This window comes from uncultured Leifsonia sp. (assembly GCF_945957465.1).
In the GTDB taxonomy this organism is placed as follows: domain Bacteria; phylum Actinomycetota; class Actinomycetes; order Actinomycetales; family Microbacteriaceae; genus Leifsonia.
Genome location: NZ_CAMFLC010000003.1, coordinates 59,298 through 85,679, shown reverse-complemented (window position 1 = coordinate 85,679; position 26,382 = coordinate 59,298). Strand labels below are relative to the sequence as shown.

At 70.8% G+C, this 26,382-nt stretch carries 28 protein-coding genes and 1 tRNA gene; 21 read left to right on the top strand and 8 right to left on the bottom strand.

The window, feature by feature from the left end; genetic code table 11:
* The first annotated feature begins 29 nt into the window (after positions 1 to 29).
* Genes ilvD through ilvC form a run of 4 tightly spaced genes read left to right on the top strand, consistent with a single transcriptional unit; the run spans position 30 to position 5,173 of the window.
* On the top strand, positions 30 to 1,724 hold the full coding sequence (ilvD, locus tag Q0Q23_RS02650; protein WP_295118881.1) for a dihydroxy-acid dehydratase: 1,695 nt from the start codon (positions 30 to 32) through the stop codon (positions 1,722 to 1,724).
* A 55-nt stretch (positions 1,725 to 1,779) separates the two neighbouring features.
* Positions 1,780 to 3,585, top strand: a complete 1,806-nt coding sequence (locus Q0Q23_RS02645; RefSeq protein WP_295118878.1) for an acetolactate synthase large subunit — start codon at positions 1,780 to 1,782, stop codon at positions 3,583 to 3,585.
* Positions 3,586 to 3,587: 2 nt separating this feature from the next.
* Entirely contained in the window at positions 3,588 to 4,097 is a 510-nt protein-coding gene (gene ilvN / locus Q0Q23_RS02640) for an acetolactate synthase small subunit (protein ID WP_295118875.1), read from the top strand.
* Between the two features lie 47 nt (positions 4,098 to 4,144).
* Positions 4,145 to 5,173, top strand: coding sequence for a ketol-acid reductoisomerase (gene ilvC, locus Q0Q23_RS02635; RefSeq protein ID WP_295118872.1), 1,029 nt, complete (start codon positions 4,145 to 4,147; stop codon positions 5,171 to 5,173).
* A gap of 107 nt (positions 5,174 to 5,280) precedes the next feature.
* Here the strand turns inward: ilvC and Q0Q23_RS02630 are convergent, their stop codons facing one another.
* On the bottom strand, positions 5,281 to 5,469 hold the full coding sequence (locus tag Q0Q23_RS02630) for a DUF1918 domain-containing protein (protein WP_295118869.1): 189 nt from the start codon (positions 5,467 to 5,469) through the stop codon (positions 5,281 to 5,283).
* Between the two features lie 92 nt (positions 5,470 to 5,561).
* On the opposite strand from Q0Q23_RS02630, the gene Q0Q23_RS02625 reads away from it, so the two are divergent.
* The 4 genes from Q0Q23_RS02625 to Q0Q23_RS02610 all read left to right on the top strand — a co-directional run bounded on the left by Q0Q23_RS02625 (position 5,562) and on the right by Q0Q23_RS02610 (position 9,834).
* Entirely contained in the window at positions 5,562 to 6,293 is a 732-nt protein-coding gene (locus Q0Q23_RS02625) for a copper homeostasis protein CutC (RefSeq protein ID WP_295118867.1), read from the top strand.
* A 129-nt stretch (positions 6,294 to 6,422) separates the two neighbouring features.
* Entirely contained in the window at positions 6,423 to 8,015 is a 1,593-nt protein-coding gene (gene serA, locus Q0Q23_RS02620; protein WP_295118865.1) for a phosphoglycerate dehydrogenase, read from the top strand.
* A gap of 119 nt (positions 8,016 to 8,134) precedes the next feature.
* Entirely contained in the window at positions 8,135 to 8,500 is a 366-nt protein-coding gene (locus Q0Q23_RS02615) for a YciI family protein (RefSeq protein ID WP_295118862.1), read from the top strand.
* A gap of 32 nt (positions 8,501 to 8,532) precedes the next feature.
* On the top strand, positions 8,533 to 9,834 hold the full coding sequence (locus Q0Q23_RS02610) for an RNA polymerase sigma factor (RefSeq protein ID WP_295118859.1): 1,302 nt from the start codon (positions 8,533 to 8,535) through the stop codon (positions 9,832 to 9,834).
* Positions 9,835 to 9,879: 45 nt separating this feature from the next.
* Here the strand turns inward: Q0Q23_RS02610 and Q0Q23_RS02605 are convergent, their stop codons facing one another.
* Positions 9,880 to 10,464, bottom strand: coding sequence for a TetR/AcrR family transcriptional regulator (locus tag Q0Q23_RS02605; protein ID WP_295118856.1), 585 nt, complete (start codon positions 10,462 to 10,464; stop codon positions 9,880 to 9,882).
* Between the two features lie 67 nt (positions 10,465 to 10,531).
* Between Q0Q23_RS02605 and Q0Q23_RS02600 the strand changes: the two genes are divergently transcribed.
* From Q0Q23_RS02600 to Q0Q23_RS02590, 3 genes are all read left to right on the top strand, one after another.
* On the top strand, positions 10,532 to 12,073 hold the full coding sequence (locus Q0Q23_RS02600; RefSeq protein WP_295118853.1) for an MFS transporter: 1,542 nt from the start codon (positions 10,532 to 10,534) through the stop codon (positions 12,071 to 12,073).
* 165 nt (positions 12,074 to 12,238) lie between these two features.
* Positions 12,239 to 13,294, top strand: a complete 1,056-nt coding sequence (locus Q0Q23_RS02595) for a 3-isopropylmalate dehydrogenase (RefSeq protein ID WP_295118850.1) — start codon at positions 12,239 to 12,241, stop codon at positions 13,292 to 13,294.
* A gap of 23 nt (positions 13,295 to 13,317) precedes the next feature.
* On the top strand, positions 13,318 to 14,448 hold the full coding sequence (locus Q0Q23_RS02590; protein ID WP_295118847.1) for a branched-chain amino acid aminotransferase: 1,131 nt from the start codon (positions 13,318 to 13,320) through the stop codon (positions 14,446 to 14,448).
* 57 nt (positions 14,449 to 14,505) lie between these two features.
* Here Q0Q23_RS02590 and Q0Q23_RS02585 read toward each other — a convergent pair whose 3' ends face one another.
* Complete coding sequence (locus Q0Q23_RS02585) at positions 14,506 to 15,591, bottom strand: aminotransferase class V-fold PLP-dependent enzyme (RefSeq protein ID WP_295118844.1); 1,086 nt, start codon at positions 15,589 to 15,591, stop codon at positions 14,506 to 14,508.
* A gap of 82 nt (positions 15,592 to 15,673) precedes the next feature.
* Between Q0Q23_RS02585 and Q0Q23_RS02580 the strand changes: the two genes are divergently transcribed.
* The 7 genes from Q0Q23_RS02580 (at position 15,674) to Q0Q23_RS02550 (ending at position 21,486) form a co-directional block, all read left to right on the top strand.
* Entirely contained in the window at positions 15,674 to 16,615 is a 942-nt protein-coding gene (locus Q0Q23_RS02580; RefSeq protein WP_295118841.1) for a LysR family transcriptional regulator, read from the top strand.
* Between the two features lie 42 nt (positions 16,616 to 16,657).
* Entirely contained in the window at positions 16,658 to 17,551 is an 894-nt protein-coding gene (locus Q0Q23_RS02575; RefSeq protein ID WP_295118839.1) for a ketopantoate reductase family protein, read from the top strand.
* Entirely contained in the window at positions 17,548 to 18,315 is a 768-nt protein-coding gene (locus Q0Q23_RS02570; protein WP_295118838.1) for a fumarylacetoacetate hydrolase family protein, read from the top strand. The genes Q0Q23_RS02575 and Q0Q23_RS02570 overlap by 4 nt, the downstream gene beginning before the upstream one ends.
* Positions 18,316 to 18,327: 12 nt before the next feature.
* Positions 18,328 to 19,857: a glutamate--tRNA ligase gene (gltX, locus tag Q0Q23_RS02565; protein ID WP_295118836.1), complete on the top strand. Its 1,530-nt coding sequence runs from the start codon at positions 18,328 to 18,330 to the stop codon at positions 19,855 to 19,857.
* A gap of 8 nt (positions 19,858 to 19,865) precedes the next feature.
* Positions 19,866 to 20,804: an NAD(P)/FAD-dependent oxidoreductase gene (locus tag Q0Q23_RS02560; protein ID WP_295118834.1), complete on the top strand. Its 939-nt coding sequence runs from the start codon at positions 19,866 to 19,868 to the stop codon at positions 20,802 to 20,804.
* A gap of 233 nt (positions 20,805 to 21,037) precedes the next feature.
* Positions 21,038 to 21,112: transfer RNA gene (locus tag Q0Q23_RS02555), tRNA-Gln, on the top strand.
* A gap of 149 nt (positions 21,113 to 21,261) precedes the next feature.
* Positions 21,262 to 21,486, top strand: a complete 225-nt coding sequence (locus Q0Q23_RS02550; protein ID WP_295118832.1) for a hypothetical protein — start codon at positions 21,262 to 21,264, stop codon at positions 21,484 to 21,486.
* Between the two features lie 140 nt (positions 21,487 to 21,626).
* Here the strand turns inward: Q0Q23_RS02550 and Q0Q23_RS02545 are convergent, their stop codons facing one another.
* Complete coding sequence (locus Q0Q23_RS02545; protein WP_295118831.1) at positions 21,627 to 22,514, bottom strand: hypothetical protein; 888 nt, start codon at positions 22,512 to 22,514, stop codon at positions 21,627 to 21,629.
* A 193-nt stretch (positions 22,515 to 22,707) separates the two neighbouring features.
* On the opposite strand from Q0Q23_RS02545, the gene Q0Q23_RS02540 reads away from it, so the two are divergent.
* The gene (locus Q0Q23_RS02540; protein ID WP_295118829.1) at positions 22,708 to 23,181 is read left to right on the top strand and encodes a hypothetical protein; all 474 of its coding nucleotides are present in this window, start codon (positions 22,708 to 22,710) and stop codon (positions 23,179 to 23,181) included.
* A 63-nt stretch (positions 23,182 to 23,244) separates the two neighbouring features.
* Here Q0Q23_RS02540 and Q0Q23_RS02535 read toward each other — a convergent pair whose 3' ends face one another.
* Together Q0Q23_RS02535 and Q0Q23_RS02530 are read right to left on the bottom strand one after the other, a co-directional pair.
* Complete coding sequence (locus tag Q0Q23_RS02535) at positions 23,245 to 23,382, bottom strand: hypothetical protein (RefSeq protein WP_295118827.1); 138 nt, start codon at positions 23,380 to 23,382, stop codon at positions 23,245 to 23,247.
* A gap of 80 nt (positions 23,383 to 23,462) precedes the next feature.
* On the bottom strand, positions 23,463 to 23,660 hold the full coding sequence (locus Q0Q23_RS02530; RefSeq protein WP_295118825.1) for a hypothetical protein: 198 nt from the start codon (positions 23,658 to 23,660) through the stop codon (positions 23,463 to 23,465).
* A 127-nt stretch (positions 23,661 to 23,787) separates the two neighbouring features.
* Here Q0Q23_RS02530 and Q0Q23_RS02525 point away from each other — a divergent pair, with 127 nt between their 5' ends.
* Together Q0Q23_RS02525 and sufU are read left to right on the top strand one after the other, a co-directional pair.
* On the top strand, positions 23,788 to 25,068 hold the full coding sequence (locus Q0Q23_RS02525) for a SufS family cysteine desulfurase (protein WP_295118823.1): 1,281 nt from the start codon (positions 23,788 to 23,790) through the stop codon (positions 25,066 to 25,068).
* Positions 25,065 to 25,502, top strand: a complete 438-nt coding sequence (gene sufU, locus Q0Q23_RS02520) for a Fe-S cluster assembly sulfur transfer protein SufU (RefSeq protein WP_295118821.1) — start codon at positions 25,065 to 25,067, stop codon at positions 25,500 to 25,502. Before Q0Q23_RS02525 ends, sufU begins: the two co-directional genes overlap by 4 nt.
* Positions 25,503 to 25,509: 7 nt before the next feature.
* Here the strand turns inward: sufU and Q0Q23_RS02515 are convergent, their stop codons facing one another.
* Positions 25,510 to 25,851, bottom strand: coding sequence for a hypothetical protein (locus Q0Q23_RS02515; RefSeq protein ID WP_295118818.1), 342 nt, complete (start codon positions 25,849 to 25,851; stop codon positions 25,510 to 25,512).
* A gap of 24 nt (positions 25,852 to 25,875) precedes the next feature.
* A complete protein-coding gene (locus Q0Q23_RS02510; RefSeq protein WP_295118815.1) occupies positions 25,876 to 26,373 on the bottom strand; it encodes a MarR family winged helix-turn-helix transcriptional regulator in 498 nt (165 codons plus the stop codon).
* Positions 26,374 to 26,382 lie beyond the last annotated feature (9 nt).

Below are 26,382 nucleotides of genomic sequence, written 5' to 3'. Positions count from 1 at the left end.
GGGCATCCAAACGGTCCTAGAGTTGTCACATGCCAGAGATCGATTGGAAGCCGCGTTCGCGCGTCGTCACGGACGGGATCGAAGCCACCACGAGCCGCGGGATGCTCCGGGCCGTGGGCATGGGCGACGCCGACTGGGAGAAGCCCCAGATCGGAATCGCGAGCTCGTGGAACGAGATCACACCCTGCAACCTCTCGCTCGACCGCCTCGCGCAGGGTGCGAAAGAGGGCGTGCACTCCGGAGGCGGGTACCCGCTGCAGTTCGGCACGATCTCGGTCTCGGACGGCATCTCCATGGGCCACGAGGGCATGCACTTCTCGCTCGTCTCGCGCGAGGTCATCGCCGACTCGGTCGAGACGGTCATGATGGCCGAGCGCCTCGACGGCACGGTGCTGCTCGCGGGCTGCGACAAGTCCCTGCCCGGCATGCTCATGGCGGCGGCCCGGCTCGATCTGGCGGCCGTCTTCCTCTACGCGGGCTCGATCGCACCCGGCTGGGTGAAGCTCAGCGACGGCACCGAGAAGGACGTCACGATCATCGACTCGTTCGAGGCCGTCGGCGCGTGCAAGGCCGGCAAGATGAGCGAAGAGGATCTCAAGCGCATCGAGTGCGCGATCGCGCCGGGCGAGGGCGCCTGCGGCGGCATGTACACCGCCAACACCATGGCCAGTGTCGCGGAGGCACTCGGCATGAGCCTCCCGGGCTCCGCGGCCCCGCCGTCGGCCGACCGCCGTCGTGACTACTTCGCGCACCGCTCCGGCGAGGCGGTCGTGAACCTGCTCAAGCAGGGCATCACCGCGCGCGACATCCTCACCAAGAAGGCGTTCGAGAACGCGATCGCGGTCGCGATGGCCTTCGGCGGCTCCACCAACGTCGTGCTGCACCTCCTCGCGATCGCGCACGAAGCCGACGTCGATCTCACGATCGACGACTTCAACCGCATCGGGTCGAAGGTTCCGCATATCGGCGACCTCAAGCCGTTCGGCAAGTACGTCATGAACGACGTCGACCGACACGGCGGCGTCCCCGTCGTCATGAAGGCCCTCCTCGACGCCGGGCTGCTGCACGGCGACTGCCTCACGGTCACCGGCAAGACCGTCGCCGAGAACCTCGCGGAGATCAACCCGCCGGCTCCCGACGGCAACGTCATGCGGTCGCTCGACAACCCCATCCACCCCACGGGCGGCCTGACGATCCTCAAGGGATCACTCGCTCCGGAGGGCGCCGTGGTCAAGACCGCCGGCTTCGACGCCGAGGTGTTCGAGGGGCCGGCCCGCGTGTTCGAGCGCGAGCGCGCGGCCATGGACGCACTCACCGAGGGGCGCATCAATGCGGGCGACGTCGTGATCATCCGCTACGAAGGCCCCAAGGGCGGCCCCGGCATGCGCGAGATGCTCGCGATCACCGCCGCCATCAAGGGCGCGGGGCTCGGCAAGGATGTACTACTATTGACGGACGGACGATTCTCAGGCGGCACAACCGGCCTGTGCATCGGCCACATAGCACCCGAAGCGGTGGACGCAGGTCCCATCGCCTTCGTGCGCGATGGTGATCTGATACGGGTCGATATCGCGGCTCGCTCCCTCGACCTACTGGTCGACGAGTCAGAGCTGACCGCCCGCCGTGACGGCTGGGCGCCTCTTCCTCCGCGCTATACCCGTGGCGTTCTCGCGAAGTACTCCAAGCTCGTGCGCTCCGCTGCGGAGGGCGCGGTCACGGGGTAGCCCTTCGCCTCGACACAGCTCCATCCACCATTCGCACGTAAGGGATCGATAAGGCATGACGCCGGATGCAACCCCCAGCACAGTGTTGCCCTCCGCGACGCCAGGAAAGGCGTCGCCCGAAACCCTGACCGGCTCCCAGTCGGTCGTCCGCACCCTCGAGCTCCTCGGCGTCACCGACGTCTTCGGGCTGCCGGGCGGCGCGATCCTCCCCATCTACGACGCCATCATGGACTCGTCCGTCATCCGGCACATCCTGGTCCGTCACGAGCAGGGCGGCGGTCACGCGGCCGAAGGCTACGCGTCGGCCTCCAACAAGGTCGGCGTCGCGATGGCGACCTCCGGGCCCGGCGCGACGAACCTGGTCACCGCCATCATGGACGCGCACATGGACTCGGTTCCCGTCGTGTTCATCACGGGCCAGGTCTTCTCCACCCTCATGGGCACCGACGCGTTCCAGGAAGCCGACATCGTCGGCATCACGATGCCGATCACCAAGCACTCCTTCCTGGTCAAGAAGGCCGAGGACATCCCGGCGACCATCGCCGCGGCGTACCACATCGCCGGAACCGGGCGCCCGGGGCCCGTCCTGGTCGACATCACCAAGGACGCGCAGCAGAACGAGGTGCCGTTCGTCTGGCCTCCCAAGATCGACCTGCCGGGCTACCGACCGATCACCAAGGCCCACGGAAAGCAGATCCTGGCCGCCGCCCAGCTGCTGGCCGAGTCCAAGAAGCCGGTGCTCTACGTCGGGGGAGGCGTGATCCGCTCCCGGGCTTCGCAGGAGCTCCTCGAGCTCGCCGAGGCCACCGGAGCGCCGGTCGTGACCACACTGATGGCGCGCGGGGCCTTCCCGGACACGCACCAGCAGCACCTCGGCATGCCCGGCATGCACGGCACGGTCCCCGCGGTGCTCGCCCTCCAGGAGTCCGACCTCATCGTCTCCCTCGGCGCGCGCTTCGACGACCGGGTCACCGGCAACACCTCCCTCTTCGCCCCGAACGCGAAGATCGTGCACGTCGACGTCGACCCTGCCGAGATCTCCAAGATCCGCGTCGCCGACGTCCCCATCGTCGGCGATGCCAAGGACGTCATCGTCGATCTGACCGCGGCCTTCCGAGAGGCCACCCGGGGCGCCGAGCCCGACCTGGTCGAATGGTGGACGTACCTCAACGGGCTCCGCGAGGAGTTCCCGCTCGGGTACACGCCGACCAGTGACGGCCTGCTCGCGCCGCAGCACATCATCCAGCGCATCGGCGAGCTGACCGGGCCGGAGGCCATCTACACCGCCGGGGTCGGGCAGCACCAGATGTGGGCGGCGCAGTTCATCAAGTACGAGCGCCCCAACTCCTGGCTCAACTCGGGCGGCGCAGGCACGATGGGCTACTCCGTGCCCGCGGCGATGGGCGCCAAGGTGGCCCAGCCCGACCGGGTGGTGTGGGCGATCGACGGCGACGGCTGCTTCCAGATGACGAATCAGGAGCTCGCCACCTGCACGATCAACGACATCCCGATCAAGGTGGCGATCATCAACAACTCGTCGCTCGGGATGGTGCGCCAGTGGCAGACGCTGTTCTACGACGGCCGCTACTCGAACACCGACCTCAACACCGGTCACGACACCGTGCGCGTGCCCGACTTCGTGAAGCTCGCCGAGGCGTACGGCGCCCTCGGCATCCGCGTCACGAAAGAGGAGGAGGTCGACGCGGCCATCAAGCTGGCGCTGGAGACGAACGACCGGCCGGTCGTCATCGACTTCGTCGTCAGCGCCGACGCCATGGTGTGGCCGATGGTCCCGCAGGGCGTCAGCAACAGCTACGTGCAGTACGCCCGCGACCACAGCCCCGCCTTCGGAGAGGAGTAACCATGAGCAGCCACGTTCTGAGCCTCCTCGTCGAGGACAAGCCCGGTCTGCTGACCCGCGTCGCCGGCCTGTTCGCCCGCCGCGGCTTCAACATCCACTCGCTCGCGGTGGGCACCAGCGAGGTCGAGGGACTCTCGCGCATCACCGTGGTGGTCGACGTCGAAGACCTCCCGCTCGAGCAGGTCACCAAGCAGCTCAACAAGCTGATCAACGTCATCAAGATCGTCGAGCTCGACCCGGCACAGTCGGTACAGCGCGAGCACCTCCTCATCAAAGTCCGCGTCGACAACTCGACGCGCTCCCAGGTGCTGGAGGCGGTCAACCTCTTCCGCGCCCGCGTCGTCGACGTGGCCACCGACGCCCTCGTGATCGAGGTCACCGGTGACAGCGGCAAGACCCAGGCGCTGCTCAAGGTGCTCGAGCCGTACGGGATCAAAGAGATGGCGCAGTCGGGCCTCCTCGCGATCGGCCGCGGCGGCAAGTCCATCACCGAGCGCGTCTTCCGAAACTGAATCCGCCTCCGGGCGACAGAACCACACCAAGAAGGAGAACCCACAAAGTGGCTGAGATCTACTACGACAACGACGCGGACCTCTCGATCATCCAGAGCAAGAAGGTCGCGGTCATCGGCTACGGCTCGCAGGGCCACGCGCACGCGCAGAACCTCCGCGACTCCGGCGTCGAGGTCGTCATCGGACTCAAGGAAGGCTCGAAGTCCAAGCCGAAGGCCGAGGAGGCGGGCTTCCGCGTCCTCTCCGCCGCAGACGCGGCCAAGTGGGCCGACGTGGTGGTCATCCTCGCGCCCGACCAGGTGCAGCGCAACCTCTACGCCGACGACATCCAGGCCAACCTCGATGAGGGCAACGCTCTCGTCTTCGGCCACGGCTTCAACATCCGCTTCGGCTACATCGAAGCCCCCGAGGGCGTCGACGTCATCATGGTCGCACCCAAGGGACCGGGCCACACCGTGCGACGCGAGTACGAGGCGGGTCGCGGCGTTCCCGTCATCGTCGCCGTCGAGAAGGATGCGACCGGCAACGCCTGGCCGCTCGTCCTCTCCTACGCGAAGGGCATCGGCGGTCTGCGCGCCGGCGGTATCAAGACCACGTTCACCGAGGAGACCGAGACGGACCTCTTCGGTGAGCAGGCCGTGCTGTGCGGCGGCGTCTCGCAGCTCGTCCAGTACGGTTTCGAGACCCTGACCGAGGCCGGCTACCAGCCGCAGGTGGCCTACTTCGAGGTGCTGCACGAGCTCAAGCTCATCGTGGACCTGATGTGGGAGGGCGGCATCGCCAAGCAGCGCTGGAGCGTCTCCGACACGGCCGAGTACGGCGACTACGTCTCCGGCCCGCGCGTGATCGACCCGCACGTCAAGGAGAACATGAAGGCCGTGCTCTCCGACATCCAGGACGGCACGTTCGCCAAGCGCTTCATCGCCGACCAGGACGCCGGTGCGCCGGAGTTCCTGGCGCTCCGCGCGAAGGGCGAGCAGCACCCCATCGAGGCCACGGGCCGCGAGCTGCGCAAGCTCTTCGCGTGGAACGCGTCGAACGACGACGACTACGTGGACGGCGAGGTCGCGCGCTGATCCCTCAGTCGCGCACCACAGCACCCTGACGTCCTGACGTCGACGAAGGGGCCGCGCCCTGGCGCGGCCCCTTCGTCATCCCTGCATCGAAGGCGGCGTGCCGCTCGTCAGACGGCGCTGTGCTCGATGACCGCGTCGGTTCCGGGGAAGACGAGCGTCTCGTGGCCGTCGTCGAACCGCACGAGATAGGGCGGACCGCCGTCCGCGCCGCGCACCTCCACCACCTCGCCGTGGCGGTCGGCTGACTCCACCGTGGTGCCCCGGATGCAGATCCGGTCTCCGATCGTCGCTTGCATGTCGGCCTCCCTCCGTGGTCGGTTCGTGCTTTCGCCTCGGATCCGACGCTACGCCGGCTCGGCGGCTCGGAGAATGCCGCTATCGTGGCCGCATGCCCCGCAACCGTGCCGCAGTCGAGATCGCCGTTCAGGATGTCGCGGGCGTACGTGTCGCCCTCGCGGCCGGTGCGGATCGGGTCGAGCTCTGCGTCGCACTCGGCACCGGCGGCCTGACCCCGTCCGCCGGACTCGTCGCGGCTGCGGTCGAGGAGGCGGCGGGGGCGGGGCGGCCCGACCTCGTCCATGTCCTGGTCCGGCCGCGCGGCGGCGGATTCGTGTACGACGCCGACGAGCTCGACACGACGCTCGCGGACGTCCGTTTCGCTCGCCGGGCCGGAGCGGCCGGCGTGGTCGTCGGAGCGCTCGACGAGACGGGACGGATCGACCGGGCGGCCCTCGAGCGATTCGTGGCGGCCGCGGGCGACCTCGACGTCACCTTCCACCGCGCATTCGACACGCTCGCCGACCAGGACACGGCGGCCGAGACACTGATCGACCTCGGCGTGACGCGCGTCCTGACCTCGGGAGGTGCGGCACGCAGCATCGACGGCGCCGGCCGTCTCCGTGCGCTGGCCCAGCGGGTCGGCGGCCGGCTGCAGGTGATGGCGGGCGGGGGAGTGCGCGTGCAGGACATCCCCGAGCTGATCGCAGCGGGAGTCGACGCCGTGCACCTCTCGGCCCGGCAGACCGTCTCCGGACCGTCGAGCGGCCCCGGCGGCGGCGACGCACACTACGACATCACGGACCCGCTCACGGTCCGGGCGGCGGTCGCCGCCACCCGGTGACGGGCAGCGGCCGTGACGCTGTAACGCGGCGAAAAGCGCCCGCGCCCTCCCGCTAGAGTTAAGCAACCCGCGCACCGTCGACTGCTGCGCGCCTTCTCCCAAGCCAGCCTCCCTGTAAGGAACTGCCACGTGACAAAGCCGGTCGTGCTGATCGCCGAAGAACTTTCGCCCGCCACCGTCGACGCCCTCGGGCCGGACTTCGACATCCGCGACGTCGACGGGACCGACCGGCCGGCGCTGCTCTCCGCGGTAGCCGAGGCCGACGCCATCCTCGTCCGCTCCGCGACGAAGGTCGACGCCGAGGTGATCGCCGCCGCGCCCCAGCTGCGCGTGATCGCGCGCGCAGGCGTCGGACTCGACAACGTGGACATCAAGACCGCGACGAACGCCGGCGTCATGGTGGTCAACGCGCCCACCTCGAACATCATCTCGGCAGCCGAGCTCACGGTCGGGCACATCCTGAGCCTCGCCCGCCACATCCCCGCCGCCCACAACGCGCTCGCGCAGGGGCAGTGGAAGCGCTCGAAGTACACCGGGGTCGAGTTGTACGAGAAGACCGTCGGCATCATCGGCCTCGGCCGCATCGGCGCCCTCATCACCGCCCGCCTGCAGGCGTTCGGCACCAAGGTGATCGCGTACGACCCGTACGTCACGAGCGCCCGCGCCCAGCAGCTCGGCGTCCAGCTGGTCAGCCTCGACGAGCTGCTGACCGAGGCGGACTTCATCACCATCCACATGCCCAAGACGCCCGAGACGACCGGGATGATCTCCGACGATCAGCTCGCTCAGATGAAGCCGACGGCGTTCATCGTCAACGTCGCCCGCGGCGGCCTGATCGACGAGGACGCCCTCTACCGGGCGCTCAGTACGCACAGCATCGCGGGCGCGGGGCTCGACGTGTTCGTCAGCGAGCCGCCGACCGACTCGCCCCTCCTCGGTCTCGAGAACGTCGTCGTCACGCCGCACCTCGGCGCGTCCACCGACGAGGCGCAGGAGAAGGCCGGCGTCTCGGTGGCCAAGTCGGTGCGCCTGGCGCTCTCCGGCGAGCTGGTCCCCGACGCGGTGAACGTCGCGGGCGGCGTGATCGACCCGTACGTCCGCCCCGGCATCCCGCTCGTCGAGAAGCTCGGGCAGGTGTTCTCCGGTCTTGCGCACAGCCCGCTCACCAGCATCGACGTGGAGGTGCGGGGCGAGCTCGTCGACTACGACGTCAGCGTCCTCAAGCTCGCCGCTCTCAAGGGCATCTTCACCAACATCGTGAGCGAGACCGTCTCGTACGTGAACGCCCCGCTGCTCGCCGAGCAGCGCGGCATCGAGGTGCGGCTCATCACCGACTCGGTGAGCGAGGAGTACCGCAACCTGATCACGTTGCGCGGCGCGCTGAGCGACGGATCGCAGGTCTCGGTGTCGGGCACCCTCACCGGCACCAAGCAGATCGAGAAGGTCGTCGAGATCAACGGCTACGACGTGGAGGTGCCGATCGCCGAGCACCTGATCGTGATGGTCTACGACGACCGCCCCGGGATCGTCGCCGTCTACGGCCACGAGTTCGGCGAAGCGAAGATCAACATCGCGGGCATGCAGATCGCGCGGACGTCGGCCGGCGGCAAGGCGCTCAGCGTGCTGACGGTGGACTCGCGCGTACCCGAGGGTCTCCTCGAGAAGGTGCGGGTCGCCATCGACGCCGACCTCCTGCAGGAGATCGACATCGCCGAGTCCTGACCCTGCTTCGCACCCTCGGGAACTTTCTGTCGCGCGCTGTCGATTTCGGCGGTTGACTTGCGTCGTAGGGGTGTCGATGTCCCACCGGATCGACATCCCATCGAAGTGAGGAGACCACCATGTCCGACGAATACGTCCTGCTCATCCACGAGCCGAACTGGGATCCGGACTCCATGACGCCCGAGCAGTGGCGGGAGGGGATGGCCGGCCACCAGGCGTTCCAGGAGGCCGTGGTCGCCGCGGGCGAGCGCATCCTCGCCATGAACGCTCTGCAGGCGATCGCCAAGGCCACGAAGATCACTCCGCAGAGCGGCGGCGAGCCGCTGATCACCGACGGGCCGTTCGGCGAGACCCGGGAGGTCGTGACCGGCTTCTACAGCTTCACCGCGTCGAGCCCCGAGCAGGCCAGGGAACTGGCCGCGCTGGTGCCGACCGGGGGCTGGGTCGAGCTGTACCCGGTGCTGGTGCTCGACTTCGCGCGCTGAGCGGACGGGGCCACGGTGACGGCGGAGGCCGGATGACGGCGGTCGACCGCATCGAGCGCGCGTACCGCGAGGACGCCGCCCGGATCCTGGGTGCGGTCGCCCGCACGACGGGAGACCTCCAGCTCGCGGAGGACGCGGTGCAGGAGGCGTTCGCCCGCGCGGTCGGCGAGGCCGCGCGGGGGCGCGCACCCGCCAACCCCGCCGCCTGGATCACCACCGTGGCCCGCCGGGTCGCGGTCGACGCCCGGCGCCGGGAGCGCGCCGACACGCGGATCGCTCCCATGCTCGCCGCGCAGCTGGCCATCGCCGAGAAGGCCGCGGCCGACGACGCGGCCGACGGCGGCGAGATGCTGAGCGGCTCCGTGTTCACCGGCGATGAGCGGCTCGAGCTGATCCTGCTGGTCGCGCACCCTGAGCTGGCCCAGGAGGCGCGCGTGGCCCTCGCTCTGCGGCACGTCTGCGGCGTGCCGACTGCTCGCATCGCCGAAGCCTTCCTCGTCGCCGAGCCCACGATGGCCGCGCGCCTGACGCGTGCCAAGAAGCGCATCCACGACTCCGGCATCCGCTTCTCGCTGGACGACACGGCGTCTGTCGCAGCCCGGATGCCGGACGCGTTCACGACCGTCTACCTGCTCTACACCGCCGGGCACGCTGCCGCCGACGACGGACTGCGCCGCGACGCCATCGCCCTCGCACGCGACGCGCACCGGGTGGCCCGGCGATCGGAGAGCGCGGGCCTGCTGGCCCTCCTGTTGCTCACGGAGGCACGGCAGGCGACGCGGCTCACCTCCGACGACGAATTCGCGACGCTGAGGGAGGCCGACCGGTCCCGCTGGGACGTCGCGCTCCTCACCGAGGGCGAGCGACTTGCGACCGAGGCGTTGACGAACGTCGGGGCAGGGGGCGACGGCCGATATGCGCTCCAGGCCGGCATCGCCGGGCTGCATGCCGTCGCGCCATCGTGGGAGGCGACGGATTGGCCGGCCATCGTGCGCCTCTACGACGGCCTGATCCGGGTGTGGCCGAGCGCGGCGGCGCGACTCGGCCGGCTGGTCGCGCTGGGGCACAGTCCAGACGCCGGCCCGGAGGTGGCCCTCGCCGGGCTGGACGCCGACCCCGCGTTGCTCGACGGCCCGCTCGCGCCGCGCGCGCATGCGGCGCGCGCCGAGCTGCTGCGTCTGGCCGGCGCGACGGGTGAGGCCGCGGTCGAGCTGGCGCGCGCCATCGCGGCGACACGCGACGACCGAACGCGGCGATCGCTTCAGCGCCTCCTCGATGCAGCCGCACCAGAGGGGCGCCTCGACACTCCTCGAACGCCGCGTGATGGTCGGTGAGGCACCCGACACGGACGCGGGACGTGCAGCGGGGAGCCCTGCCGGTCAGTCGCGCTGCGAGAGGCGCTCGACCAGAGCGACGAGCTGCTCCACGTCGGTCTCGTCGCGGAGCACGGCGTTCGCGGCGGGAAGCAGGGCACTGTTGTAATACATGCCGTCGCCGATCAGCATGATCGTGCGCGCGACCATGCGGTCGCCGACGACGGCCTCCAACTCGCTGAGCCACAGTCGCTGAGCGTCGGCGAGCGCGTCGCTGGCCCGGGCTTCGGATGCCTGGGCGAGCCGGGCGATGGCGACGATCATCCGCTCGAGTCGGTTGTCGGAGGGGATGGAGGTGCGCAGGAAGTACGACACCGGGCCGTCTGGTGCGGCGCGCATGTGCTCGATGTCCTCCGCGAGGTCGGCGGCGAATCGTTCCAGGACGCCGTCGACGAGGGCGTCCTTGGACGCGAAGTGGTAGAGCAGGCCGCCCTTGGAGACGCCCGCGCGTGCGGCGACCGCTTCGAGGGTGGCCGCACGCTCGCTCTGCTCGGCGAGGAGGTCCTCGAACGCGTCGAGGATGCGGTCGCGCGCCGACCGGGCCGGCGCGGCGGACCTGGCCGACGATACGGAAGCGGCGGGGGAGGGCATGGGGCCATGCTAGCCGTCGTCGTGCGCGATCTTGCCTACTGTACCGTCCGGACGGTACAGTAATCTCATGTCCACGATCGCTCGCCCCGCATCCGCGCCCGCCGCCGACGCGGCCCCCGGCCGGGGCGGCGCCCGTGCGTGGGCGGCCTTGGTCGTGCTCATGCTCCCGGTGCTGCTGGTGTCGGTCGACAACACGGTCCTCGGGTTCGCCCTGCCGGCCATCACAGAAGCCCTGCGACCGTCGGCGACGCAGATGCTGTGGATCGTCGACGTCTATCCGCTCGTGCTCGCCGGCCTGCTGGTCGCCATGGGCAGCCTCGGTGACCGCATCGGACGACGGCGGGTGCTGCTCATCGGCGCCACCGGCTTCGCCGCCGTGTCGGCCGCGGCCGCCTTCGCCCCCAGCGCGGAGCTGCTGATCGCAGCGCGAGCGGCTCTCGGCTTCTTCGGCGCCATGCTCATGCCGTCGACCCTGTCGTTGCTGCGGAGCGTGTTCCACGACCGGGAGCAGCGGCGCCTCGCCATCGCGATCTGGGCGGCGGGGTTCGCGGCCGGGTCGGCGCTCGGCCCGATCGTCGGCGGCCTGCTGATCGAGCAGTTCTGGTGGGGCTCGGTGTTCCTGCTCGCGGTGCCTGTGCTCGTTCCGCTGCTCGTGCTCACGCCGCTTCTCGTGCGCGAGTCCCGGGATCCGAACCCGGGCCCCGTCGACCTGGTGTCGATCCTGCTCTCGTTGCTCACGATGGCGCCGATCGTGTATGGGATCAAGGAGTTCGCCGTGCATGGCCTCGCAGTCGTCCCCGTGCTGGCGGTCTCCGTCGGGGCAGCGGCCGGAGTGCTGTTCGTGATGCGGCAGCTGCGCCGCCCCGTCCCGATGCTCGACATGCGGCTGTTCCGTCGTGCCGCGTTCAGTGGCGCCGTGCTCATCAACCTGCTGAGCGTGATCGCGCTGGTCGGCTTCCTGTTCTTCGTGTCGCAGCACCTGCAGCTCGTCCTCGGAATGCCGCCCGTGCAGACGGGGATGGTGCTGCTCCCCGGCCTGGCGACCATGATCGTCTCGGGTCTCGTCGTGGTTCCTGTCGCCCGGAGGCTCGCCCCCGGCTACGTGATCGCGGGCGGCCTCTGCGTGTCGGCCGCCGGCTACCTGCTGGTGGCGCTGAGTGGCGGCGACGCCTCGTGGGGCGTCCTGCTGGCGGCGTTCGTGCTGCTCGGCGCCGGGATCGGCGCGGCGGAGACCGTCTCCAACGAGCTCATCGTCTCCACGGCCCCGGCCGACAAGGCCGGCGCCGCCTCCGCGGTGTCGGAGACGGCGTACGAGCTCGGCGCCGTGCTCGGCACGGCAACGCTCGGCAGCATCATCATCGCGTCGTACCGCGCCGGGATCGTGCTGCCCGCCGGCCTGAGCCCCGCGGACGCGACCGCGGCGTCCGACACCCTCGGCGGAGCCGTCACGGTCGCCCAGAGCCTCCCCGCAGGCACCGCGGCCGATCTGCTGGCGTCGGCCCGGCACGCGTTCGACAGCGGCATCGGCCTCACGGCCTCCATCGGCGTGGCCCTGATGCTGACCGCCGCCGTGCTCGCGCTGCTCACCCTCCGCCGCGTCCGCGACTGAGCCGCACCGCGCCCGCCCGTGACCCGCGTCGCCCATGCGGCGCGAGGCGGCGCGACATACGCCCGATGAGTGCGAGACGGCACAGAATGCGCCGCTTCATGCGGGTCGTCACGGCGGCGATAGTGTTAGGTGAACCGTCCGCCCACCGATCAGTGCAGGAGCGTCATGAGCAGAACCGTCCAACTCGCCGTCATCCCGGGGGACGGAATCGGTCCGGAGGTGATCGCGGAGGCGGTCAAGGTGCTCGACGCGGTGGCATCGGGCAGCGAGTTGACGTTCGAGAAGACCCACTTCTCGCTCGGAGCGGACCGCTACCTCGCGACGGGCGACGTGCTCACCGACGACGACCTCGCCGCGATCGCGAGCCACGACGCCATCCTGCTCGGCGCCGTCGGCGGCAGGCCGGGAGACCCGCGGCTGGCCGGCGCCAACATCGAACGCGGGCTGCTGCTCACGCTGCGGTTCTCGCTCGACCACTACGTCAACCTCCGCCCGACCACGCTCTTCCCCGGCATCGCGAGCCCGCTCGCGAACCCCGGCGAGGTCGACTTCGTGGTGGTGCGCGAGGGCACGGAGGGGCCGTACGTCGGCAACGGCGGCGTGATCCGTCAGGGAACGCCGCACGAGATCGCCAACGAGGTCTCCGTCAACACCGCTTACGGCGTCGAGCGCGTGGTGCGCTACGCGTTCCAGCAGGCCGAGCAGCGCCGCAAGAAGCTCACCCTGGTGCACAAGACCAACGTGCTGACGTTCGCGGGAGGTCTCTGGAAGCGGATCGTCGACGCGGTCGCGGCCGAGCACCCGGACGTGGCCGTCGACTACCTGCACGTCGACGCGGCGACGATCTTCCTCGTGACCGATCCTGCTAGATTCGATGTGATCGTCACGGACAACCTCTTCGGCGACATCCTCACCGACCTCGCGGCCGCGATCAGCGGCGGCATCGGACTGGCCGCCTCGGGCAACATCAACCCCGCAGGCGAATTCCCGAGCATGTTCGAACCGGTTCACGGATCGGCTCCCGACATCGCCGGCCAGCAGAAGGCCGACCCCACCGCCGCGATCCTCTCCATCGCGCTCCTCCTGCGCCACCTCGGCGCACCGGAGCTCGCGGAGCGCGTCGAGCAGGCGGTGACGTCCGACCTGGCCGCCCGCAGCGGCACCGCGCGCACGACTTCCGAGGTCGGCGACGCGATCGCGGCCCGCGTGGCGCAGAATTGACGCATCGCAGCAAAGGACACCCAATGACCTCCACCAGCATCAACCTCACCTCCGGCCCCACCGAGACCGCGGGGCTCCTCTGGAACGTCACGCGCAACGAGTCGGCACGCAGCGCTGCCGAGCGCGACGAGATCCTGGCGAACCCCGGGTTCGGCAATTACTTCACCGACCACATGGTCGACCTGTGCTGGTCGGCCAAGGGCGGCTGGCACCGACCGCGGGTGTCGCCGTACGGTCCGATCCAGCTGGAGCCGTCTGCGGCCGTGCTGCACTACGCGCAGGAGATCTTCGAGGGGCTCAAGGCGTACCGGCACGCCGACGGCACCATCTGGAGCTTCCGCCCGGAGGCCAACGCCGCGCGCATGCAGCGCTCCGCGTACCGCCTCGCCCTGCCCGAGCTGCCGGTCGAGCACTTCCTCGACTCGCTCAAGCAGCTGATCGCGGTCGACGGCGACTGGGTGCCGGACCGGGAGGAGACCAGCCTCTACCTCCGGCCGTTCATGTTCGCCAAGGAGGCCTTCCTCGGCGTGCGGCCGGCCAACAAGGTGGCGTTCTACCTGATCGCCAGCCCGGCCGGCGCCTACTTCCCGAGCGGGGTCGCCCCGGTGTCGATCTGGCTCTCCGACCACTGGTCGCGCGCGGGCAAGGGCGGCACGGGTGCGGCCAAGACCGGCGGCAACTACGCGTCGAGCCTGCTCCCGCAGGCGGAGGCGTACGAGCACGGCTGTGCGCAGGTGCTCTTCCTCGACTCGGTCGAGGGCCGGTACATCGAGGAGCTCGGCGGCATGAACGTGGTGCTCGTCTACAAGGACGGCACGCTCGTCACCCCGGACTCGGACAGCATCCTGGAGGGCATCACGCTCGATTCGGTGCTGCAGCTCGCGCGCGATCGCGGCCACCGAGTGGAGCGCCGCCGCGTGACGATCGACGAGTGGCGCGACGGCGTGGAGTCCGGCGACATCGTCGAGGTGTTCGCGTGCGGAACGGCCGCGGTCATCACGCCGATCGGCGAGCTCAAGTCCGACACCTTCACGGTCGGCGACATCACCGCGCCCCCGGGGGAGCTGACCATGTCGCTGCGCAAGGAGCTCACCGACATCCAGTACGGCCGCGAGCGCGACCGCCACAACTGGATGTTCCGGCTCGACGCCTGACGCCCCCGCCGAGGCGTGAGTAATCGCGGGAATCCGACCCGGGATTCCCGCGATTACTCACGTCTGGAGCGCGGCGAGCACGCGGTCGACGTCGTCGGGCGTGTTCCAGAGGTGGAAGGCGACACGTGCGCGGCCGGCCCGGCCGGAAGCGCGGAGGCCCGCGGCTGTCAGCGCGACGAGGTCGGCGCCGTCGGTGTCGGGCCACGTGAGGATGGCACAGCCGCGGACGGGGATGCTCAGCGCGTCGCGCAGGTCGAGCGCCTCCGCGAGACGGTCGGCCAGCCCGACGGCGTGCGTGTGCACGGCGTGCGCATCGAGCGAGGCGAAGAACTCGAGCGCGGCCGCGGTTCCCGGCCACACCGGCCAGGCCGGGGAGACGTCGAAGCGGCGTGCCGAGAGCGCCGGTGCGGTGAGCGGCCCGTAACAGGAGCTCCACGGGTCTTCGCCTGCGAACCAGCCCGCCTGCACGGGGATCAGAGTGCCCAGAAGGTGTGGGCGCACGGTCAGGAAGGCGCTCCCGCGCGGCGCGCACAGCCACTTGTAGGCGTGCGTCACCGTGAGGTCGAAGCGCGACGCGTCGACGGGGAGCCAGCCGAGCGCCTGGGTGAGGTCCGCGAAGGTCAGCGTGCCGGTGCGCGAGCAGGCTTCGAGGATCGCCTCGGCGTCGGCGTGCTCGCCGGTGGCCGATTGTACGAGTGAGAAGGCCACCAGCCACGTGTCGTCGTGGACGGCGTCGGCGAGTGCCGACAGCGGGACCTCCCGCACGCGCACCCCGCGATGCGCCTGCGCGTGGAAGGGCGCGACGATCGATGAGAAGTCGCCCGTCGCGCAGACGACCTCCGCGCCGTCGGGTGCCGAAGCTGCGATCACGGCGGCGATCGCCGACACCTGTGAGCCGATCGCGATGTCGTCGACGGCCACGCCGGCGATCCGTGCGAAGGCGGAGCGCGACCGGGCGATGGCGGTGTCGTAGTCGGCGGGTGAGCTTTCGCCGTTCGCCCAGCGCTCGAGGTCGGCGCGGGTGGCGTCGACGGTCGTCCGGGTCGGGAGGCCCTGCGTGCACGCGGCGAGATAGCCCGCTCCTGCCGAGAAAGCGGCCGCGAACGCTGGTGCTGCGGGGGAGCGGAGGAGGGATTCGTGCATGCCGTCCAGCCTGCGGGGCGCGGATGCATCACACCAGTACAGGTGTTGAATCGAATACATGCGTTCCAGTTATGATTCCGGCATGATGCTCGACGACCTCGACTCCCACAGCCTGCGCGTCGTGCGCGCCATCGCCGACCTCGGCTCGATCACGCGCGCGGCCGAGTCGCTCGGCTACAGCCAGCCGGCGATCAGCCAGCACCTGCGGCGACTGGAGTCGCGGATCGGGATGCCGCTCGTCGCCCGCGCCGGCCGCGGCGTGCGCCTCACCGAGGCGGGGCGCGTGCTCGCCCGCCACGCGCGAGCGGTCACGACCGCGCTCGACGCGGCGGCCGGCGAACTGGCCGACCTGCGGGGTCTGCGGACCGGCCGGGTGCGACTCGCCGGATTTCCGTCGGCGTCGTCATCGCTCGTGCCGCGCCTGCTGAGCATCATGGAGGCCGGGCATCCGGGCGTGCGCATCACCTATCTGGAGGCCGAGCCTCCCGAAGCCGTCGCCGCCGTCCGCGAGCAGACGGCCGATCTGGCCATCACCTTCGGCTATCCGGGCGACCGCGCCGATCCGCACCGCGAGAGCACCAGGGGGCTGGCCGTGGTGCCGTTGTGGAAGGACGAGATGCTCGTCGCCCTTCCGGCCGGCCACGTGCTGGCCGGCGCCGACCACGTCGACCTCGCGGGCCTGGCCGACGAGTCGTGGATCGGCGGCTGCCCGCGCTGCCGCGGCCACCTCCTGGAGCTGACGGACGCGTGCGGCTTCACGCCGCGCATCGGGTACGAGACGGACAACTTCGTCGCCGTGCTCCGGATGGTCGCCGAGGGAGTGGGGGTCGCGCTGCTGCCCACCCTCGCGGCCGGTTCCGCCGGCACGGTGCCTGGGGTGGTGCTGCGCCCGACGGTCAACCGCGACCATCGCACCATCAACCTGGTCGCAGCCGCGGGCTCCGACGCCGTGCCGGCCATCGCCGCCACCGCGGACGCGCTTCTCGCGCTCGACGGCACGGCCTGGGGGCTGTCCGGTCTCTGATCGCCGGCCACGCCCGGTCCGATCGCTGGCTACGATCGAGCCATGGACTCCGCCGTACCCGTCGCTCCCGAACCCGTCTTCGCCGTCGTCGGTCCCGGGGCCGTCGGCGGTCTGCTCGCGTGGCTGCTGAAGCGAGCGGGCCACGATGTCGTCGCGGTCGGCCGGCCCGCGACCGTGGCCGCGATCCGGGCGGACGGGATCGAGGTGCGCAGCGACTCCTTCGGCGACGGCGTCGAGCGGCTGCCGGCCTCCACGGAGGTGCCCACCGGTGCCAGCGTGATCGTCGCCACCAAGGCGTACGGGCTCGACGACGTGCTGCCCGGCATCGTCGCCGCGCGGCCGGTCGAGGTGCTCTCGGTGCTCAACGGCGTCGAGCACATGGTCGCGCTGAGGGCCGCCCTGTCGGGCGTCCCCGTCGCCGGCGGCTCGGTGACGGTCTCCGCACTGCGAGCCTCGACCACGGTGATCGACCACCGCAGCGCCTTCCTGAACGTCGAGGTCCCGGAGGCCGCCGGCGGGTTCGCTGCGGTGCGCGCGCTCGCCGGAGCGGGGCCGCAGCTGCGGGCCCGCGGGTCGGAGGCCGAGGTGCTGTGGGCCAAGTTCCGGCTGCTGTCGGCGCTCGCGCTGCTGACCTCGTACTGGCGTCAGTCCGCGGGCCCGGCCCTGAGCGAGGACCCGGAGCTGACCGAGGCGGTGGTGTCGGAGATCACCGCGTGCTCGACCGCCGAAGGTGTGCCCGCTTCGCCCCTCGACCTCGTGCGCGCGCTGCACAGCGTGCCGGGGGCGATGCGGACCTCCCTGCAGGAGGATCTCGCGGCGGGCCGTCCGAGCGAGCTCGACGCGCTCGGCGGGGCGCTCCTGCGGGTCGGCGCCCGTCACGACCTCGCGACTCCCGCGATCGCGCGGATCGTCGCCGCGCTAGGCTCGAACGCGTGAAGATCGCACGGTTCAGCCACGACGGGAAGATCGACTACGGGATCGTCGACGAGGACGCGCTGGTCGTTCTCGCGGGCGACCCGATGTTCACCGGGTTCGACACGACGGGGGAGCGCGTGCCGCTCGCCAAGGTGGGCGCGCTCCTGGCGCCGGTGATCCCGCGGTCGAAGGTGGTCGCGGTGGGCAAGAACTACCGGGAGCACGCAGCCGAGATGGGCGGCGAGGCACCGGAGGAGCCGCTGCTCTTCCTCAAGCCGAACACCGCGGTCATCGGACTCGGCGACCCCATCGTCGTCCCTCCGCAGTCGGAGCGCGTCGACTTCGAAGGCGAGTTGGCGGTCGTCATCGGCACGATCGCGCGCAACGTCTCGGCGGCCGACGCCGCTGCGCACATCTTCGGCTACACCGTCGCCAACGACGTCACCGCGCGCGACCTGCAGGAGAAGGACGGCCAGTGGACGCGCGCCAAGGGTTTCGACACGTTCTGCCCGCTCGGCCCCGTCATCGAGACCGACCTGCCGGCCGGCGCCGTGCTGCGCACCCGCCTCAACGGCGAGCTGAAGCAGGAGGCGCCGATCAGCGACATGGTGCACGACATCCCGTCGATCGTCGCCTACGCGTCGAGCGTCTTCACCCTGCTGCCGGGCGACGTCATCCTCACGGGGACGCCCTCCGGCATCGGGCCGATGAAGCCGGGCGACACCGTCGAGGTGGAGGTCGACGGAGTCGGCTCGCTGGTGAATCCGGTGCGCGCTCCCAAGTAGGATTCCAAGGGTATGTCTGACAACGATTCGCACCCCTTCTCGACCGCGACCGGCGCCGATGTGCGCGTGCGGTTCTGCCCGTCTCCCACCGGCACGCCGCACGTCGGCCTGATCCGCACCGCCCTGTTCAACTGGGCGTACGCGCGGCACACCGGCGGCAAGCTCATCTTCCGCATCGAGGACACCGACGCGGCGCGCGACAGCGAAGAGAGCTACGCGATGATCATCGATGCGCTGCGCTGGCTGCGTCTCGACTGGGATGAGGGGATCGACGTCGGCGGCCCGAACGAGCCGTACCGTCAGTCGCAGCGCTACGACATCTACCGCGAGCTGATCGACCGGCTGAAAGCCTCCGGCCACATCTACGAGAGCTTCGCGACCGGCGAGGAGATCGAGGCGCGCAACGTCTCGCTCGGCCGCGACCCCAAGCTCGGGTACGACAACTTCGAGCGCGACCTCACGGACGCGCAGAAGGCCGCATACCGTGCGGAGGGCCGTGAGCCCGCCCTGCGCCTGCGCGTGCCCGACACCGACCTGAGCTTCGACGATCTGGTGCGCGGCGAGATCACGTTCCCGGCCGGCTCGTTCAGCGACTTCGTGGTCGTGCGGCCCAACGGGCACCCGCTCTACACCTTCGTGAACCCCGTCGACGACGCGCTGATGGGGGTGACCCACGTGCTTCGCGGCGAGGATCTGCTCTCATCGACGCCCCGCCAGATCGCGCTCTACCACGCGTTGATCGACGCCGGCGTGACGACGTTCGTCCCGCGCTTCGGGCACCTCCCGTACGTAATGGGCGAGGGCAACAAGAAGCTGTCGAAGCGCGACCCGGAGTCGAACCTGTTCCACCACCGTGATCGCGGGTTCATCCCCGAGGGCCTCGTCAACTACCTCGCGCTCCTCGGCTGGTCGCTGAGCCACGACCGCGACATCTTCTCGGTCGACGAGCTGGTCGCGGCGTTCGACGTCGCCGACGTGAACCCCAACCCCGCGCGGTTCGACCAGAAGAAGGCGGAGTCGATCAACGGCGACCACATCCGGCTGCTGGAGGTCGGCGACTTCGCCGAGCGCACCATCCCGTACCTCGTCGCGGCAGGCGTGCTGACCGAGCCGCTCACCGAGGCGCAGCGGTCGGTGCTGGCCCAGGCCGCCCCGCTCGTGCAGGAGCGGGTGCAGCTGCTCGGCGAGGCTCCCGGCATGCTCGGTTTCCTGTTCACGGACTCCGCATCGCTCACCGTCGAAGACGATGCCCGGGCATCGCTGCCCGCCAATGCCGGCGAGGTGCTGGCGGCGTCGATCGGCGCACTGGAGGTCGTTCCCGAAGCGGAGTGGACGCATGACGCGATCGAGGCCGCCCTCCGCGACGCCCTGGTGGAGGCGCTCGGGCTGAAGCCGCGCGTCGCCTTCGGCCCGCTGCGCGTGGCCGTGTCGGGCCGCCGCGTCTCGCCTCCGCTCTTCGAGTCGATGGAGATCCTCGGCAAGGCCGAGTCGATCGCACGGCTCGACGCGCTCTCGGCGTCACTGAGCGGGTCGGAAGCCTAGGCGGCGCGGTGACGGCTCGCGTCGAAGTCCTCGTCGTCGGTGGCGGCCCGGCGGGGCTCAGTGCCGCGCTGAATCTCGTGCGCGCTCGCCGGCGCGTGCTCGTGGTCGACGGCAACCGGCCGCGACACGCGGCGACGCTGCAGGCGCACGGCTTTCTCACGCGCGACGGCGTCGCGCCTGCCGAGCTGCGCCGGCTCGGGCGCGAGGAGGTGTCCGCGTACGACGATGCCGACGTCGTGTTCGCCCAGGTCGACGGAGTCTCGGTGGAGGACGGCGGTTTCCGGGTCCGCGGTCGAGGCGTGCGCGGCGGGCCCGATGTGGACGTGCTGGCGTCGGCGGTCGTCATCGCCACCGGGGTCACGGAGACGATGCCGGCGCTCCCGAGTCTGCGCGCCTTCTACGGAACGCAGCTGCACAGCTGTCTCGAGTGCGACGGCTTCGAGAAGGCGGGGGAGGCGCTCGCCCTGATCGGCGAGACGGCCGACCTGGCGGAGCGGGCGCTGCTGCTCACGCAGTGGACCGACGACCTGATCGTCTTCACCAACGGCATCGCGCCCGTGAGCGACGACGAGGAGCGAACTCTCGCGCGCCTCGGCGTTCGCGTCGAGCGTCGTGCCGTCGACGACGTGGTGGGCGACAAGGGCGTGATGACGGGGGTCCGACTCGCGGACGGAACGCTGGTCGAGCGCTCGGGCGGGTTCGTCCGTCCGGTCTGGACGCCCGCGCTGGCGTTCGCCGACTCCCTCGCCCTCGCCACCGACTCGGACGGCTACCTGGTGACGGACGCTCAGGGGCGCACCTCGGTGCCGGGCGTCTACGCCGCCGGCGAGACGACGTCGCCGGGTCCGCAGCAGCTGATCGTCGCGGCCGGGTCGGGCGCCGTGGTGGCCGCCGCCGTGAACCGCGACCTCATCGGCCTCACCGTGAGCGAGGCGCTCACCCTCTAGCCCCCCAGGGGTCGCCGAGGGGCGCCCGAGGGGCGCCCGAGGGGCGTCTAAACGCCCTCATCCGGGCGTTTTAGGGGCGTTTGTGCGCCCTTCGGCGCGGTCCTTCCCCTCGTTCGCGAGCCGCCGCACCAGGTCGGCCGGCGACGGCTCGCCCGGCGCCGGCGGCGTTTTGTGGAAGCGGCGAAGCATAGGCTACAGTTGTTACTCGTGCCCGGGCCTCGGCCCGAAGCCCTTGGGGTATGGTGTAATTGGCAACACGGCTGATTCTGGTTCAGTTGTTCTTGGTTCGAGTCCAGGTACCCCAGCCATCGAAGCACAGCGAGAGCCCCGGATTTCCGGGGCTTTTTTGCTGTCTCGCCTGACCCCCCTCCGCGCTCGTGCGAATCGCGGTCGACGTCGTGTCGCCGGTGTACCGGCAGAGCTGCTCTTCCTCTGCGTCCGACTGTGGAGTGCGTAAATGGATGACGGGGCCTGCCTCCCGCTGCGTTCGAGTTACGACCTCGCCGGTGTCACCGGCCGAGAGACGTACCTCGACGCCATGGTCGAGGCCCTCGGCGTCATCGTCCCGGTCGACTCCACTGGATGGGGCGGGCTCGACCTTCCGCGCGGGGCTTCGAGTCGACGCCGCAGTGACCGCCGGCACATCCCGGTCGTCTCTGTGCCGCCGTTCACCCGCGCGTAACCGGCGGGGTGCAGAATCGTGCGACCGGTGTTCGCGGATCCGGGGGGTTCCGCTCGAGCCGAAGGTCGTCCCACGCGCGGGCGGCGGTTCGGCCGGCCTCACCCACAGGACAGGGTGGGTCCGGCCGAACCTTGTCAGCGTCAGCGGACGGTACCGGCAGGACCGGTGCCGGGGCGTGCCCCGTCTGCGACGCCGTCGTACGCGGGATCGGGGGTGAAGCCGACGCGGTCGACGCGGCGGTGGTAGCGCATGCCCGCGAGGCCGCCGAGGATCGCCCCGATGAGGCTGACGACCGCGACCACGACGGTCGTGATGACGCCGGTCACGGTGAGGGAGCCCTCGTCGAGCGGGATGCGCGGGAAGCTGTTCAGGTTGCCGAGGATGTTGTACTGACTGCCGAGGATCAGGCTCAGGACGGCGACCACGACCGCGATGATGACCGCCCAGATCCACACCGCGACGCCCTGTCGCAGGCCGCTGAAGCGCGCCATGCGGCCCGCGACGTAGCCTCCGCAGAAGTAGGAGACGAACAGGATCACGACGAGCGCGATCGCGCCGACGAGGCCGACGGTCGCTGCGTTCTTGTTCGCCTGGTCGGCGGCGGCGTTCGGGCTGCCGGTCGCCCCGAGCCCCACCGCGGCGCCCGCAGCGGCGACCAGGGCCGTCACGAGCACGGCCATCCCGGTCGCGGTCAGCCAGCCGAAGAATGCCGAGCCGAACTTCATCCCGCCGAACTCGCGCCGTTCGCGTGCGACGACGTCGTCGCGGAGTGCCCGGGTGTCCACGACGGGATCCGGCGCGACAGGACGCTCGGCGACGGGGCGGGCCTCTACCGGCCGCTCGGCGACGGGCCGCTCGCCCGCTGCGGCCCCGTCCGCGATCGGGGCGCCGGCCGCACGGGTGCCGGGGTCGTATGCACGTGTCTCCGCGTCGTCCGCCGGTGCCGTCGTCGCGTAGCCGCGCTGCTCGGGCGTGTACGCCCGGGTGCCGGGGGTGCTTTCGTCTGCCGGGGGAGTTCGATCGGTCATCTCGGAGCCTCCTTGCGATCCGCCCCCAGGTGGGCGCGTGGGTCGATGGGGCGATCTGCCGCCCTGAACCGTAGGCGGCCGGTCGCTTCGCGCCCAGGGCGTTGCATCGAGCGCCGGCCAGGTGTACGGGCTCTGCCGGCACGGGCCGCGCGGCGTACAATCGGTCACACTTCAGCGGTGGGGAGGTGACCCGATGGGATGGTTCGCCCGCCTTCGCGGCCCCGGCTCCGGCCCGGGCCCGCTGGCCGAAGACGGTCTCGGTGCGCTGACACTGCTGGCCGTGCTCGAGGAGGCCGTCTCGCACCTGGATGCCGCCGAGGCGCTCCTGGAGCGGTGCGCGCTCGCGGGCGACCAGGGGCGGCTTGCCGGCCTGCAGCCCGCCGGGTACCGGCTGGGGCCGGCCGACGCGCGGCAGGGGCTGCGGCTGCGCGTGGCCTTCACCCAGCTCTCTCGCTGGCTCGAGTGCACGACCTGCGAACCGGAGCAGGAGCCCCTGCGGGCCGACGCCTCCCGGTTGTTGCGGTTCTACCTGTTGATGATCAGCTCGGCACTGGAGGCCGCGTTCAACCCGCCCTCGCGGCAGCACATCGCAGTGCGGGGAGGCGGTGGCGGTGCGGCCGCTCGGCTCGTCGAGTTGCGCGACCTCGCCCGGGCGGCCGTCGAATAGCATCGGCGGCCGACGTCCGCGACTCTCGGCAGCTCGCGCATCCCGAGCCCCGAGAGCACGTCCTCAGGGGGTCCGGTGAACGCCGGGAGTCTGCGGCGCCCCGGACAGCGAGTCGATTACGGCGACGGATCCGAAGCCCACCAGAGCGGCGGCGACCGCCGCGAGCAAGACGGCGATCAGCGCGGCCTGACGACGATGCATGTTCCCCCCGTGCGCAGGTGTTCCCCCCATGAGCAAGTGCTCGGAACCGGTGCTCGGGTCAGGTTAGCACCACGACGCGATCAGCGGCCCCGCCGGCGCCGCAATCCGAATCCGATCAGGACGCCGCCGCCGATCGCCACGAGCACGCCGACGCCGCGGATGAGCCATTGCACCTGCCCGGTCACGGCGTCCACCAGGAGCGGACCGGCGAGGCCGACGACGACGAGCAGGATGCCGCCGATGAAGAACCAGGGGGACCCGTTCGTGCGTTCGACCATGCGATCGAGACTACCGGCGCGGGAGGGCCCGCGGAGTCGGGGGACGCCCGCAGCGCCGGACCGCACAGACGTGGACCGTGAGACGCACGGCGGGATTGCAGCGAACCCCGGTAGCGTTGTCGTCAGTATGCGCACCGACACCCTCGACCCGGTCCGACTCCGCTCGGACTTCCCGATCCTCGCCCGCGAGATCAACGGCCATCCCTTCGTCTACCTCGACTCCGGAGCCACCGCCCAGAAGCCGCGTCAGGTGCTCGACGCCGAACGCGCGTTCGCCGAGCAGTACACGTCGGCCGTGCACCGCGGAGCGCACACCGTCGCCGGGGAGGCCACCGAGCTGTTCGAGGAGGCCCGCGCGCGCGTCGCCGGGTTCGTCGGAGCCCGACCCGAGGAACTGGTCTGGACCTCCAACGCCACGGAGGGCCTCAATCTGCTCGCCTACGGCATGTCGAACGCCTCGGCCGGGCGCGGAGGCGCGGCAGCCGAGCGCTTCCGCCTCGGCGCCGGCGACGAGCTCGTCGTGACGGAGGCCGAGCACCACGCCAACCTCATCCCCTGGCAGGAGCTGGCCGCGCGGACCGGCGCCACCCTGCGGGTGATCGGCCTCACGGACGACGGGCAGCTGCGGCTCGACCAGGCGGCCGAGCTGATCGGTCCGCGCACGAAGGTCGTCGCGTTCGCCCAGGTCTCCAATGTGCTCGGAGCGATGAACCCGGTCAGCCGACTCGTGGAGCTCGCACACGAGCACGGTGCGCTGGCGGTGCTCGACGCCTGCCAGTCCGTCCCGCACCTCGCTGTCGACCTCCCGGCGCTCGGGGTGGACTTCGCGGTGTTCTCGGGGCACAAGATGCTCGGGCCCACCGGTGTCGGGGCTCTCTACGGCCGTACCGAGCTGCTGGACGCGCTGCCGCCGTTCCTCACCGGCGGCTCGATGATCACCACGGTCACGCTGGAGGGCGCGGAGTACCTGCCTGCGCCGCAGCGGTTCGAGGCGGGCACCCAGCGCGTCTCCCAGGCGGTCGCCCTGGCCGCCGCCGTCGACTATCTCGATGCGGTGGGGATGCCGGCGATCGAGGCACACGAGGCGGAGCTGGGCGCCCGGCTGGTCGCAGGCTTGTCCGCGATCGACGGCGTGCGCGTCCTCGGCCCCGGAGCGGGCGTTCCGCGGGTGGGGCTTGCGAGCTTCGTGGTGCAGGGCATCCACGCCCACGATGTCGGTCAGTTCCTCGACGACCGCGGCATCGCCGTGCGGGTCGGCCATCACTGCGCGCAGCCTGTGCACCGGCGCTTCGGGGCCACGGCCTCCACCCGGATCAGCACGTATCTGTACAACACGGCCGACGAGGTGGATGCAGCCGTCGAGGCCGTCGCCGACGCCCGCGCGTTCTTCGGAGTGATCGACCGGTGAGCGACCTGCAGAACCTCTACCAGCAGGTCATCCTCGACCACGCGCGGGAGAAGCACGGCTACGGGTTGCGCGACGACACCGCCGCACGCTCGCACCAGTACAACCCGACCTGCGGCGACGAGGTGACCGTCGGAGTGCACCTGGACCCGGACGGCCGCATCCAGTCGATCAGCTGGGACGGGCACGGCTGCTCGATCTCGACCGCGTCGGCCTCGCTGCTGAGCGATCTGGTGCACGACACCGACCGGGCGGCGCTGGCGGCGTCGATCGGGGCGTTCCGCGAGCTGATGCAGTCCAAGGGTGCGCTCGAGGGCGACGAGGAACTGCTCGGCGACGCCGTCGCCCTGGCGGGGGTCTCCCGGTACGTGACCCGCGTGAAGTGCGCGATGCTGCCGTGGGTGGCGCTGGAGGACGCCCTCCTCAAGTCCGCCTGATCACGGGCTACGGAACGGGGGCGAGGTCGACCTCGTCGGCGATCGCCTCCAGGGCCGAGGGCAGCGACGGGAAGGTCGTGCCGTAGATCAGGCCGGAGGGCCCCGTGGCCGTCCAGGTCTCCTGCTTCTTGGCGACCTTGCCGACGAGGTAGCGCTTGTGTCCGCCGAGCACCTGGCGCTGCGCGATCGGCAGCGTCAGCGGGAACGCGTAGACATCGCCGCGGGGACTCACCACCAGCTCCCAGCGGGCGCGGCCCGGGTTGAACTTGCTCGTGAAGATGCGCGACATGATGGCCTTTTGTACCTCGCCGGCGTCCTTCGTCGCCACGAAGATGACGGCCTGTTGCATCGGGGCGGCCTGTCACGGTCCGTGTCAGCCCTCCAGTCGGCCGAGCCAGCCGGTGAGGATGCGTTCCAGCGCGCGCGCGTCAGCGGGGGAGAGCTCGTCGAGCAGTCGTCGTTCGTTGGCGAAGTGCTCGGTGACCGCGGCGTCGATCCGGGCGACCCCCTCGGGTGTGAGTGCGACCACGCGGCTGCGTCCGTCGGAGGAGGATGCCCGGCGTGAGACGAGGCCGCCGTGTTCGAGGCGGTCGATGCGTTTGCTCATGCCCCCGCTGGTCACCATCGTGTGATCGGCGAGCTCTCCCGGGGTCCGTTCGTACGGTGCGCCGGCTCGGCGGAGGGTGGCGAGCACATCGAAGTCGCCCTCGGTCAGGCCGTGGCGGGCGTAGACGGTCACGAGCTGCTCGGTGAGCAGCGCCGCGACACGGTGGAGGCGGCCGATCACTCCCTGGGGCGTGGGGTCGAGGTCGGGGCGCTCGCGCCGCCACTCCTGCTGGATGCCGGCGACGCGGTCGGGTACGGAGGTCATGCCTCCCAC